Raw genomic sequence first — 13,197 nt, 5'->3', positions numbered from 1 at the left:
GGGCGGGCCCGGCCGGGGCGCGTGTCGGCCGCCCGGCCCGCCCACGGACTCCGGTGAGACGGTGAGAACCCTCAGCCCAGCGTCAGCGACGCCTGTACGGGCAGATGGTCGCTGGGGAACTGGCCGTTCGACGCGAAGGTGTTGATGGCCGCCCGGTGCGCCGTGACGCCCGGCGTGGTCAGGATCCAGTCGATGCGGTCGCCGCCGGGGGTCAGCGGGCGGTAGCCGTGGAACGTCGCGTAGAGGTCGCCGCGCTCCGCCGCCGTGTCCCAGGTGTCGACGAGTCCGGCGCCCAGCATCGTGTCGTAGACCGTGTTCCGGTGGGCCGCGACGTTGAAGTCACCGGTGACGAGTAGGGGCAGCGACGGGTCGAACCCGGCGACGCGCCGGGCGATCAGGGCCGCGGCACGGTCGCGGGCGTACTGGCTGGCGTTGTCCAGATGGGTGTTGAGGACGTAGAACTGTCTTCCGCCGTCCAGCAGATCGCGGAATCTGACCCAGGTGACCATACGGATGGAGCCGCCGCCCCAGGTGTTGGACCCGGGCACGTCCGGGGTGTCGGAGAGCCAGAAGTGCTGGTACTCGACGGGCGCGAGCCGGCGGGTGTCGTAGAAGACCGCCATGAACTCGTCCCGGTTGCCGCCCGCGCGACCGGTGCCGATCCAGCGGTAGTCCGGTCCGAGGTCGGTCTCGATGTCGAGCAGTTGTCGGTGGAGACCTTCCTGGGTGCCGATGACATGAGGTGCCTCCTGCCGCAGCAGCTCCCGCATCACCGGTCTGCGTTCGGCCCAGCTGTTGGGCCGGGTGGTGTTCGCGTAGCGCAGATTGAACGACATGGTGTCGAGTCGGGGGCTGACGACGAGTTCCTCCTTCTCTTCCTCCGCCGCCGCGGAAGCGGGTCCGGCGGACAACCCGGCGTGGGACAGGGGCAGCAGAACCGCCGCGGCGAGCGCGGTCTGCAGGCTGAGACGACGCGTGACTCGGCTGTGGTTCGGCACAGGGGCTCCTTCTGCGGCGGCGTCCGGGCGAGTCGTGCGCACAACAGTGTGGAACGGCTTTCCATGTTAGGCATGAACATGTCGATCTATCGAGATGTACGCGGCTCAAAGAGATCGAAGAGATCGAAGGGCTCGAAGGGCTCGGGGAACTCGAAGAGGGCGCGCGCCTTGGTCGGGCGCGCGCCCTCTCCTCGTCCTGCTCGGGGTGTCAGGTCACCGTGCAGGACTGGTCACCGAGTTTGAACGCGGTCGGTTTGCCGTTCGTCCCCGACCAGCTTCCGGTGAAGCCGAAGCCCACCGACGAACCGGCCGCCACATTGCCGTTCCAACCGATGTTCTTGGCCGTGACCGCCGAACCCGACTGCGTGTAGGCGGCGTTCCAGACCTGGGAGACACTCTGGCCGTTCGGGAAGGTCCAGCCGAGCGACCAGGTGGTCCACGCGCTCGTGCCCGTATTGGACAGTTGCACGTCCGCCTGGAAGCCGCCCGACCACTCGTTGGTGACCTTGTACGTCACCGCGCAGGCCCCCGTCGGCTCGGGCTCGGGATCCGGGTCCGTACCGCCGCCCCCGCCGCCGGTGTCGGAGGAGTCGCCGTAGATGACCCCGCGCCCGTTCGTCGCCACGTAGACCCGCCCGTACACCCTCGGGTCACCCGTGATGGCCCCACCCGTCCAACCCCACTGGTGGGCGTCGTCGTTGATCCGGGTCCAGGTCGCCCCCTTGTCGGTCGAGCGGAAGATGCCGCGTACGCCGCCGATCTTGGCGCTGGTGTAGAGGGTCTGGTACGAGGCTCCCGTCGCCGCCTTGCCGAAGCCGATCGTGTCGGCCTGCTCGACACCGGACAGTCTGGTCCAGGTGGCGCCGCTGTCCGTCGAGTGCCACAGGCCGTAGGCGCCGTCCGTCGCGCCGCCCGCCAGCCACACGTCACCCTTCACACCGGGCAGCGCCTTGAAGCGCACGCTGTCGCCGCTCGGGAGGCCGGTCGCGTTCGACGCGGTGAAGGTGGCGCCGCCGTCCGTACTGACATAGAACTTCCCGGACTTGAAGCCGTAGAAGGTCTTCGGGTCGACCCGGTCGGACTCCACGATCGCGTCGGCCGGGATGCCGCTCGACGCCGACCAGGAGTTGCCGAATCCGGTCGCGTACCGCACGCCCGTGCCGGCCGGGCTCCACACGAACCGGCTGCCGTCCGAGGCCGCCGCGACCGTGCCGCCGCCGCTCACCCCCGACGGGTCGGTGCCCGCGAACCAGTTGGCGCCGTTGTCCGTGGAGAACGCGATGTGCGGACCGGAGTCCAGATTGCCCACACGCACCACCGTGTTGGGGCTGGACTCGGCGAAGTCCAGGCTGGTCGTCGTCGTGAAGTTCGGCTGCGTGAACATCATCGACGGGACCTTCGTCAGATCCGTGTGCCGGAAGCCGCCGACGTCACCGAGCGCGCTGAGCAGCGGGGCGCCGGACGGAGGCGAGGCCAGGTCGTTGACGGCCGTCTCCTCCAGGCCCTGCACCATCGGTTTGATCGCGAACTGGCCGCCGCTGTCCCAGTTCCCCAGGTTCTCCGTGCCGTAGATGGTCGCGCCCGTCCCGTACATCATCCGGCTGGAGTTGAACGGGTCGATCTCCAACGCCTCGGTCATCCAGCCGAGTTTGGGGGTCTGCTCCGGCGGCGACGGGTTGGCGCCCCAGGTCAGCCAGGGGGAGGACGAGACATCCATGGTGAAGCGGTTCGAACGGTTCGGGTACGACGTGTAGTCCCAGGCCCTGGTCCAGGTCGCGCCGCTGTCCGTCGAACGGAAGATCTGGGTGTCGGGCCACCAGGCGCTGTACGCCGTCGCCATGACCGTGCCCGGATCCTGGCGGTCGACGGTCAGCCCGCTGAAGCCGTAGTACGTGTCGGCCTCCGCCACCGGGCTGATGTTCGTCCAGGTGCCCGTCGCGGTCGCGTACCGCCACAGCTGGCCCTTGCCGCCGTCGTACGGCCCGCCCTTGTCGCTGTACGACAAGTACAAGTAGCCGTTCGTCGCGTCGAGGACGCCCTTGTGGGCCAGATAGCCGGTCGGCTGCCCGGCCACCCGTGACCAGGTCGCGCCCGCGTCGGTGGAGCGGTAGACGGCGTTGTCCTTGTCGGCGACCCCGACGTAGAGGGTCTTCGTCGCGTTCCCGGACGTGCCGGTGGTCTCGTCGAAGGTGACCCAGACGATGCCCTGGTTGTCGCTGGAGTACCCGCTGGTGTCGGAGGGGTCGGCCACGTAGTTGCCGACGTTCGGGAAGTTCGTCACCTGCGACCAGGTGACCCCCGAGTCCGTGGACCGCCACAGCCCCTTACCGCTCGGCGCGCCCAGATACAGCACGCTGTTCCGGTTCGGGTCCACGGCCAGGCGCTCGCCCATGCCCCGGCCCGGCATGTTCCCGCCCAGCTTGAACGGCAGGTTGGCCTTCTGCCAGCTGGCACCCCGGTCGGACGACCGCAGGACCGCCCCGTTCCCCGGGTCCCAGCTGTTCGTGTACGTACCGGCCGCCACGTACACCTTGTTCGGGTCGACCGTGTCGGAGGCCAGGCTCACGACACCCGTGTGCCCCCAGTTGTCCCAGCCGACCGAGTCGAGCAACGGCGTCCACGTCTTCGACGCCTCCACCCAGCGATAGGCCCCGCCGATGTCCGTACGGGCGTACGCGAGGTTCCGCTCCTTACGATTGAAGACGATGCCGGGCACGAAACCGCCGCCGTCGATCCGGGCGTTCTTCCAGGTGTAGGTGTCGGCGGCGATGGACACCGACTTCTGGGCCTTGTCCGCCTTCGCGGCGGCGATCACGGGTGGGGATCCCGCGAGCAGACCGGCCGCGAGGGCCAGGACGGTGGTGAGGATGCGGGTTCTTCGCAACGGGGGGTCCTCTCCTGACGAGTGGGGGGAAGTTCTCAGAAAAGGGCACAGCAACCCCGCGCCCCTTGAGGGGGCGCGGGGCTGTGCTCGATGTGCGGCTTCCGCCGCGTGGGCGCGACCGGCCACGGACCACCCGCGGCCGGTCTACGGGCCGGAGCTACTCCAACAACTCCGCGTACGAACCCATGGCCAAGGCGATGTCCGCCTGAGCCCAGAACCGGTGATACGTGAACGAAGGCGCGGCGCCACCGGCCAAGTACGCCTCGATCTTCGACCAGGCCGGATCGTCCTCGTAGAACGACCGGATCGAATCGAAGGTGGACGTCGAGTTGATCGCGTCCCCGTTCGGCATCGTCCCGGTCCACCCACTCGGCACGTACACCCGGTCGTCGAACCGGTTGTAGTCGGCCCGGGTCTCGGCAACGGCGATCCCGAGCCCGTCCTGATGGTGGTCCCACATGCCGTCCAGCAGCGCCTTCGCGACCCGGGCCGCGTCGGCGTCACCGGAGCGGTCGGCGTAGTACGTCAGCGTCTTGGCGTACGCGGCCGCCACACCCACGTCGTCGGTGTAGTCGGCGACGGTGACATGAAGTCCCGCGTTCGCGCCCGGACTTGACGCGCTCCATGTGTCGGGCGCACCCGACCACTGGAGTGTCGACGGAATCCGGTAGGTCCCGTCCGGGTTGATCGTCGTCTTCGACAACGCCCAGTCGACCCACTTGTCCAGCACGGTCTTCGCGGCCGCGTTGCCCGTCTGCTGGTAGTACTCGGCGACCCGCTCCATGGACCACGCCTGGAAGCCGAACCACTGGTTGGACGGCGGGTCGTGGTACACCGGCTTCTCGTCGTAGAACATGCCGTAGAAGGTCGGCGTCCCGGCCGGGGGAGTGGCGTACCGCCCCGCCCAGCTGTTGGTGGCGCCGCCCGCGATGCCGCCCTCGTCGGCCTGCAGCCAGCGGTAGAACTCGATCTGCCGGTCGAGGGACTTGGCCCAGTCCGCCTGCCCGGTCGTCGACTTGGGCTTCAGCGGGGCGTAGTTGGCGAGGGCGTGGGCGGCCAGCGGGTTCTGGTAGCCGCCGTGCGTGTGGCTGGAGCCGATGCGCCAGGACCAGCCGGCCGCCGTGTCGGTGGCGCCGCCCCACGCGTAGTACCAGGACATCAGGTAGTGGGAGGCGTCCTTGCCGGTGCCGGCCGGGCAGGACGTGGCGCCCACACAGTTCCCGATCTTCTTGAAGTACTTGTCGTACATCGAGTAGCGCAGATAGTCGCCCATCTTCGCGGCCTTGCCGATGGTCGCGGAGACGTCGGCACCCTTGCCCTGCTCCTTGGCCCAGATGTCCGCCCAGTACGCGGCCTGCACGGCACGCGCGTCGGCGTCCGGGGCGTTGGTGAACTTCCACTGCTTCGAGTACGACGCGTCACCGGTGAACAGGTCCAGGTACCCGTTCCTGCCGCCGTACTTGAACTGGTCGCAGGTGGGCTGCGGGACGGTCTCCCACACCGACTCCTGCGGCCCGCGCTGGAAGGTGTTGATGTACGACGGGCCGGTGTCCGTCGGCCCCGCCTCGCACTTGCCGGGCGAGTTGCCGTAGCCGTAGACGTTGTCGACGTCCTGCAGCCAGTGCATGCCGTAGACGTCGTCCGTGCCGTACGCGCTCTTCAGCTCGGCGGCGATGGGGTCCGGGCCGACCGAGACACCGGTGTTGAGCTGCGCCGGATACTCGTTGGGGGTGTCGTGCTCGGGAGCGTACGTCGCCGGCTTGGAGGCGTTGTAGAAGGAGTTGGTCGGCTGGTCGGCGTGGGTCGGGATCATGAACTTCTCCATGATGTCCCAGGCCCCGTTGAACTTCGACCAGTCGCCCGTCACCTTGCCGTACATGGCCTGCAGCCACAGGAGGTAGCTGTACGCCTCCGACGTGGTCTCATGACCGTGGTCCGGCGCCTCGACGATCAGCGTCTCCACCGAGTGGTACGGGATGCCCTCGGGGGAGAAGTAGCCGTTCGCCGGGTTGGTGATCTTGCCGTAGAGCTCCAGGAAGCGCTCGTCGTACGTGCTCGACGCGGCCAGCTGGGTCACGGTCACCGAGGCCTTGGCGTGGCCGGTGGCCGTCGAGTCGAAGACCGCCGAGCCGGTGCCGGACGCGTTGGCGCCGATGGTCACCTTCTGCGCGGTGTTCCAGTTCGACGAGGTGAAGGTCAGCGAGGCGCCGCCCGTCACCGAGAGCCCGGTGTTGCCGGACGCCCGCGCGGTCGTCACCGTCACGTTCCCCGACGGCTGTGTCGAAAGTTTCACGTCGTAGGTGCCCGACTGGCCCTGACGCACGCCCAGTTGGGTCGGCGAGACCACCACGGCGGGACCCGAGGCGACCGTGATGCCGACCGGCGTGGAGTTCGCCGACGCGCCCAGGCTGTCGTACGCCTTGGCCACCAGCGAATGACTGCCCACGGTCAATCCCGTGGCCGAGTACGTGTACGGCGAGGTCGTGTCCGTGCCCAGCAGCGTGGTGTCGTCGTAGAACTCGACCTTCGTGACCGTCGCGTTGTCCGCCGCGGCGGCGGTGGCCGCCATCGGCACCGCGGTGCCCTGCGAGTACACCGCGCCCGGCGCCGGGCTGGTCAGCACCGTGATCGGCGGCTGGTGCGCGCCCACACAACTGGTGCCGTTGATGGCGAAGTCGGTCGGCGCGGCGTTCGTGCCGCTGTAGGTGAACTGGGCGCCGGTGGTCACCGCGGCCCCGACGGCGATCGCGCCGTTCCAGGACGCGTTCTTCGCCGTCACGGCCTTGCCGGACTGCGACCAGGTGCCGCTCCAGCCGTTGGAGAGCGTCTGGTTGCCCGCGTAGGCGTACGTCAGGGTCCAGCCGCTGATGGCCTCCGTGCCACGGTTGGTGATCGTCAGCTCGGCGGTGAAACCCGAGCCCCAGTCGTTGGTCTTGTAGTCGACGTTGCAGGCGACCGCCGCCGCACTCGCGGGTGTCGACCCGGTGGAGAGCATCGTCAGGGGGAGGACGAGGGCCGCGACCACGGCCGTCCACATGCGCCGCGAGGCACGGCGTCTCCGTCTGGGGTGCATGCTCTGGTTCCTTCCGTGCGGCTCTAGCGAAGGTGGGGGGCGGAGCGGCAACAACAAGCCTTGAACCAGTGGGAGCGCTCCCATATTGAGGAGGAGGGCCCTGAGGGTCAAGGTGTTTGAAGAGTCGAAAAGATTCGATCAGGAAGAAAAGATTCAGCGAGCGCAATAACGCAACACCTCTGTCTTTTACCGTCACTTGGCGCTACCTTCACCAGCACCAGTGGGAGCGGTTCCACCAGTCGACGCGCTCTTCCCAGACGTGTCCGAGCTGCGAGGGACGCTCCGAGAAACACCCTCAGCGTTCAGGTCTTTTACTCGCCTCGGCGACAGCGCGACGACTCCTCCTCGTACACCCCACTACGGAAGAGGAACCCGCACTCATGAGCCGTACCAGAACAGCACTTCTGGCTGCGTTGGCGCTGGTCGCCGGCGCGGCCGGGACCGCAGCGGCCGCCGTACCCGACGACGTCGGCGTCCAGGCGATCCCCTGCACGGTCGACTACAAGGTGCAGAACCAGTGGTCGACCGGCTTCACCACCGCCGTCACGATCACCAACAACAGTGCCGCGAAGTCGTCATGGGCCGTGAAGTGGTCGTACGCGGGCAACCAGCAGGTCACCAACGGCTGGAACTCCCGGGTCACCCAGAGCGGTACGACGGTGACCGCCGCCAACGAGTCGTACAACGGCACGCTGGCGACCGGCGGTTCGGTCAGCTTCGGCTTCCAGGCCTCCTACAGCGGCACCAACGCCCTGCCGACGACGTTCACGCTCGACGGCGTGACCTGCAACGTCGACGACGGTGGCGGCGGCCCCACCGACCCGGGCCCCGGCACACCGGGCACGAAGGTGGACAACCCGTACTCCGGCGCCAAGGTGTACGTGAACCCGGAGTGGTCCGCGAAGGCCGCCGCCGAGCCGGGCGGCAGCCGGATCTCCAGCCAGCCCACGGGCGTCTGGCTGGACCGGATCGCCGCCATCGAGGGCGCGGGCGGCAAGATGGGTCTGCGCGCCCACCTCGACGAGGCGCTGCGGCAGAAGGGCTCGGGCGAGCTCGTCGTCCAGCTGGTGATCTACAACCTGCCCGGCCGTGACTGCGCGGCTCTCGCCTCCAACGGCGAGCTGGGCCCGACGGAGATCGGTCGCTACAAGACCGAGTACATCGACCCGATCGCGGCCATCCTCGCCGACTCGAAGTACGCCGGTCTGCGGATCGTCACGACCGTCGAGATCGACTCGCTGCCCAACCTCGTCACCAACACCGGAAGCCGCCCGACGGCCACCCCCGAGTGCGACGTGATGAAGGCCAACGGCAACTACGTCAAGGGCGTCGGCTACGCGCTCAACAAGCTCGGTGACGTGGGGAACGTCTACAACTACGTCGACGCCGGCCACCACGGCTGGATCGGCTGGGACGACAACTTCGGCGCCTCCGCCACCGTCTTCAAGGAGGCGGCGACCGCCGAGGGCGCCACGGTCAACGACGTCCACGGCTTCATCACCAACACGGCGAACTACAGCGCCCTGAAGGAGAACAACTTCACCATCAACGACTCCGCGGGCGGCAAGTCGGTCCGTGAGTCGAAGTGGGTGGACTGGAACCGCTACGTCGACGAGCTGTCCTTCGCCCAGGCCTTCCGCACCCAGCTGGTCTCGGTCGGCTTCAACTCGAACATCGGCATGCTGATCGACACCTCCCGCAACGGCTGGGGCGGCGCCGCACGGCCCACCGGACCGGGGGCGACGACCACCGTCGACACGTACGTGGACGGCGGGCGCTACGACCGCCGCCTCAACACCGGCAACTGGTGCAACCAGTCCGGAGCCGGTCTCGGCGAACGTCCGAAGGCCGCCCCGGCGACCGGGATCGACGCCTATGTGTGGATGAAGCCGCCGGGTGAGTCCGACGGGTCCAGCTCCGCCATCCCGAACGACGAGGGCAAGGGCTTCGACCGCATGTGCGACCCGACGTACACGGGCAACCCGCGCAACAACAACAACATGTCCGGTGCCCTGGCGAACGCGCCGGTCTCCGGGCACTGGTTCTCCGCCCAGTTCCAGCAGCTGATGCAGAACGCGTACCCCGCGCTCTGAGTCCGCTCGGTCGAACCGGTCCGCCAGGGGTCAGTCCCACTTCCCCCACCCCCTGGCGGACCGGTGGCATGTCCGCGTGAGCACGTCATGCCGACGGAGGCGGTCGGGTGCGACGCGTTCCGGGTGACGCGGCGGTCCGGCGGAGCGGGAACCTGGACCGGCACGGCGGAGAAGGATCGGATCGGCACGGCGGATTTGCCGATACGGCAAGAGAAGTGGCCGCTCTCCGGTGCGTCGGGGCAAGCTGACGGCACCCGGAGGAGAGGCTCACCGTCATGGGACAGCAGCACCACGGCCAGGGTCGGCACGAGCAGGGCCACGCCGACGGCCACGGCCACCAGCACGGCGGTCACGACCACACCGACATCGACTGGGCCGAGCTGGCCGAGCACCTGGAGGGACAGGCGGAACTGTTCGCGCCGCTGAACCGGCGGGCCGCCGCCTGGGTGGCCGCACGGCAGCCCGAACCGGGTCTGGTCGTCGACCTCGGCAGCGGCCCGGGGGTCGTGAGCTGTCTGCTGGCCGACGAGTTCCCCGCCGCCCGGGTCGTCGCCCTGGACGGCTCCGGACCCCTGCTGGCACGGGCCCGCGCCCGTGCCGAACGGCTGGGTCTCGCGGACCGGTTCGACACCCTGGAGGCCGAACTGCCGGACGGACTCGCCGACCTGGACTACCCCGCCGACCTGCTGTGGGCCAGCCGCAGCCTGCACCACCTCGGCGACCAGCGCGCCGCCCTCGCCGCCTTCGTCGAACGCCTCGCCCCCGGCGGCACGCTGGCCCTCGTCGAAGGCGGACTGCCCAGCCGGTTCCTGCCGCGCGACCTCGGCATCGGCCGCCCGGGACTGCAGTCCCGGCTCGACGCGGCGGAGGACCGGTGGTTCTCCGAGATGCGGGCCGCGGTGCCCGGCAGTGTCCCGGAGACCGAGGACTGGCCGGGGCTCCTCACCGCCGCCGGCCTGCGTGACGCCACGTCCCGCACCTTCCTGCTGGACGTTCCGGCACCCGTCCCGGAAGCCGCCCGCGCGTACGCCGTGGCCCAGTTCCAGCGCGGCCGGGGCATGCTCGCGGACTTCCTCGACGCCTCCGACCTCGCGACCGTCGACCGGCTCCTCGACCCCGACGACAAGGCGAGCCTGTATCACCGCACAGACCTCTTCGTCCTCGCGGCCCACACGGTTCACGCGGCCCAGCGATGACTTCGGGCCGTGCCCCGGCGGTCGGCGGCACTTGACTTCGAGAGCGCTTCAAGTGGTGGACTCCATCCGTCGGCCGGATTCCAGCCGGTTCGACGGGAGTCAGATGGGGGTAGCCATGTCCGAAGCTCCAGTCGCACTCATCACCGGCGGCGGCACCGGTATCGGAGCCGCGGTCGCCCGGCAGTTGCTCGGCCACGGCCACCGGGTGGCCGTCACCGGGCGCAGGGCCGAGCGGTTGCGTGCGTTCGCCGCCGAACTCGGCGATCCGGAAGGGCTGTTGACCATCGCGGGCAACGCGGCCGAGTACGCGGACGTACAGGCGGCGGTGGACGCCACACTCAAGGAGTTCGGGCGGATCGACACCGTTCTCGCCAACGCCGGGTTCGCCACCCACGACACCGTCGCCGAGGGGGACCCGGCGGGGTGGACGGAGATGGTGCTGACCAACGTGCTGGGCCCGGCCCTGCTCATCCGGGCCTCCATCGACGCACTCAAGGAGACCCGGGGGCGGATCATGCTGGTCGGCAGCGTCGCCGGGTTCATCCATGGCCCCGGCAACATCTACGGGGCGACGAAGTGGGCGGTCACCGGGCTGGCCGAGAACACCCGGCGGCAGGTCACCGAGTGGGGTGTCGGGGTGACCCTGATCGCGCCCGGCCGCGTGGAGACCCCGTTCTGGGACGCCTACGGCAGCCTGCCGCCCGGCCACCTCCTCACCGCCGACCAGATCGCCGACTCCGTGGTCTGGGCGATCCGACAGCCGGCCGGGGTCGACGTCAACACCGTGGTCGTACGACCGATCGGCCAGCCGGTCTGACACGACGGCGCGAGACCACGGTCGGTCCGGTCCGATACGAGGTCACGGCCGGGCCGGGCCGGGCCGGGCCGATTCGAGGTCGCGGCCGGGCCCGGACGCACGAGACCGCCCGTCGGAACTCATCCGGCGGGCGGTCTCCGCTGTCTCCGCGCTCTCGGCGCGCAGGCGTCAGCCGTGGACCCGTTCTCAGGCCTGGTTGAACGTCGCCGGGTCCGGGCCGATGCGCCGGTCCTCGTTCAGCGCGCTGATCGCGGCGATGTCCTCGATGTCCAGGGAGAAGTCGAAGACCTCGATGTTCTCCTTGATGCGGGACGGGGTCACGGACTTGGGGATGACCACGTTGCCCAGCTGGAGGTGCCAGCGCAGGACCACCTGGGCGGGGGTGCGGCCGTGCTTCTGTGCGATCGCGATGACCGCCGGGACCTCCAGGAGCCCCTTGCCCTGACCGAGCGGCGACCAGGCCTCGGTGGCGATGCCCTGCTCCGCGTGGTACTCGCGGGCCGCGAGCTGCTGCAGGTGCGGGTGCAGCTCGATCTGGTTGACCGCCGGGATGACGTTCGTGGCCTCGATCAGCGTCTGCAGGTGCTCCGGAAGGAAGTTGGAGACACCGATGGCCTTCGCGCGGCCGTCCGCGTAGAGCTTCTCGAACGCCGTGAACGTGTCGACGAACGTGCCCCGGGCCGGCAGCGGCCAGTGGATCAGATACAGGTCCACGTACTCCAGGCCGAGCTTGTCCAGGGACTCGTCGAAGGCGCGGAGCGTGGAGTCGTAGCCCTGGTCGCTGTTCCAGAGCTTGGTGGTGACGAAGAGGTCCTCGCGGGCCACACCGGCCCTGGCGATGGCCTTGCCGGTGCCCACTTCGTTGCCGTAGATCGCGGCAGTGTCGATGCTGCGGTAGCCGGCCTCCAGCGCGGTGGTGACCGCCTGCTCGGCCTCGTCGTCCGGCACCTGCCACACGCCGAAGCCGAGCTGGGGCATCTCGACGCCGTTGTTCAGGATGATCGGGGGGACCTTGCTGCTCACGAGCTCTCGATCCTTAAGTCGTCGGGTGGTGCTTCCCATCGTCAACGATCACGGCGCGCGATGCATTCCTGAGCGGACCGCTCGCGACCCGAATCACAGCCCGAAGCGCAGATTGGCCGAAATGGAATCGGCGCTTCGAGAGTATCGGTCTGGACCATTGACCGAACACGGTCACGCGTGGATTCTAGCCCTGCCGTAACGCACGTCGGTGAATGATGGTCACATACGTGAATGGATGGCTCATGACCCCCACACGAAGGAACCTCTTCGGCGCCGCGCTCGGCGGCGCCGCCGCGGCCGCGGTCGGGCTGCCTGTCCCCGCCGCGCACGCCGCCTCCTGGCAGTTGAAGTGGTCCCCCTCGGCGGGCGCCGACGGGCTGCGCGCCTTCGAGACCCTGGAGGACGACCGCGCCGACTCGCACACCTCCGCCTCGCCGCACATCCACGCCACCGGCGACACCTGGCGGTTCGACATGCACACCGTCGACCGGGACACCTCCACCGACCGCCAGCGCCACGAGGTCACCGGCCTGCGCACGGGCAGTGGCTTCCTCCGGTGGACCGAGGGCCAGACCTGGCGCGTCACCTACGGGATGTACATCCCGGCTTCGCTGAAGGCGACCACGAGCTTCACGCACATCATGCAGATGAAGCAGCCCGGCGCCGGCACCTCACCCCTCGTCGTGCAGTCCCTGCGCCGGGTGAACAGTGCGCAGACCATCGAGCTGAAGCTGCCGATCGACGACATCCTCGTCGGCCGCACCGATCTGGCGCCCCTGCACAACTCCTGGGTGGACGTCGACTTCCAGGTCAAGGTCGGCAACGGCTCGGCCGGTTCGGTGCGCTGGATCCTCAAGAAGGGCCCGACCACCCTCATCGACGTCTCCCGCACCGGCGTCGACACCTTCCTCGCCGACCGGCTGCGCCCCAAGTGGGGCATCTACCGCTCCCTCGGCGACACCTCGGGCTCCCTGCAGAACTGTCACATGCTGCTGCGGAACATGCGGGGCTACCAGCTGGTCTGACCCCGAGGGCGAGCCCGGCCGGCGAGCCCGGCCGGCGAGCCCGGTCGGCGGGGCCGAGCGGGCTCATGCCTGGTGCGGTCCCGCTCCC

At 69.2% G+C, this 13,197-nt stretch carries 8 protein-coding genes; 4 read left to right on the top strand and 4 right to left on the bottom strand.

Annotated features, from left to right (window positions below; genetic code table 11):
- Positions 1-71 precede the first annotated feature (71 nt).
- The 3 genes from OG622_RS10505 to OG622_RS10495 form a co-directional block, all read right to left on the bottom strand.
- Positions 72-998: an endonuclease/exonuclease/phosphatase family protein gene (locus OG622_RS10505; RefSeq protein WP_371575125.1), complete on the bottom strand. Its 927-nt coding sequence runs from the start codon at positions 996-998 to the stop codon at positions 72-74.
- A 208-nt stretch (positions 999-1,206) separates the two neighbouring features.
- Positions 1,207-3,882 (bottom strand): cellulose binding domain-containing protein, encoded by a 2,676-nt coding sequence (locus OG622_RS10500; RefSeq protein ID WP_371575123.1) that lies wholly within the window; start codon positions 3,880-3,882, stop codon positions 1,207-1,209.
- 157 nt (positions 3,883-4,039) lie between these two features.
- Positions 4,040-6,955, bottom strand: coding sequence for a glycoside hydrolase family 48 protein (locus OG622_RS10495; protein WP_371575121.1), 2,916 nt, complete (start codon positions 6,953-6,955; stop codon positions 4,040-4,042).
- Positions 6,956-7,335: 380 nt separating this feature from the next.
- On the opposite strand from OG622_RS10495, the gene OG622_RS10490 reads away from it, so the two are divergent.
- The 3 genes from OG622_RS10490 (at position 7,336) to OG622_RS10480 (ending at position 11,061) form a co-directional block, all read left to right on the top strand.
- Positions 7,336-9,048 (top strand): glycoside hydrolase family 6 protein, encoded by a 1,713-nt coding sequence (locus tag OG622_RS10490; protein ID WP_371575119.1) that lies wholly within the window; start codon positions 7,336-7,338, stop codon positions 9,046-9,048.
- A 275-nt stretch (positions 9,049-9,323) separates the two neighbouring features.
- On the top strand, positions 9,324-10,244 hold the full coding sequence (locus OG622_RS10485; protein WP_371575117.1) for a trans-aconitate 2-methyltransferase: 921 nt from the start codon (positions 9,324-9,326) through the stop codon (positions 10,242-10,244).
- Between the two features lie 115 nt (positions 10,245-10,359).
- Positions 10,360-11,061, top strand: a complete 702-nt coding sequence (locus tag OG622_RS10480; RefSeq protein ID WP_371575115.1) for an SDR family oxidoreductase — start codon at positions 10,360-10,362, stop codon at positions 11,059-11,061.
- 186 nt (positions 11,062-11,247) lie between these two features.
- Here the strand turns inward: OG622_RS10480 and OG622_RS10475 are convergent, their stop codons facing one another.
- Positions 11,248-12,084: an aldo/keto reductase gene (locus OG622_RS10475; protein WP_371575113.1), complete on the bottom strand. Its 837-nt coding sequence runs from the start codon at positions 12,082-12,084 to the stop codon at positions 11,248-11,250.
- 242 nt (positions 12,085-12,326) lie between these two features.
- Here OG622_RS10475 and OG622_RS10470 point away from each other — a divergent pair, with 242 nt between their 5' ends.
- Positions 12,327-13,109: a Tat pathway signal sequence domain protein gene (locus tag OG622_RS10470; protein ID WP_371575111.1), complete on the top strand. Its 783-nt coding sequence runs from the start codon at positions 12,327-12,329 to the stop codon at positions 13,107-13,109.
- Positions 13,110-13,197 lie beyond the last annotated feature (88 nt).

The organism is Streptomyces sp. NBC_01314, assembly GCF_041435215.1.
GTDB lineage: Bacteria > Actinomycetota > Actinomycetes > Streptomycetales > Streptomycetaceae > Streptomyces.
Note: the sequence above shows the minus strand (reverse complement) of the source record. Positions and strands in the feature narration are given on the sequence as shown.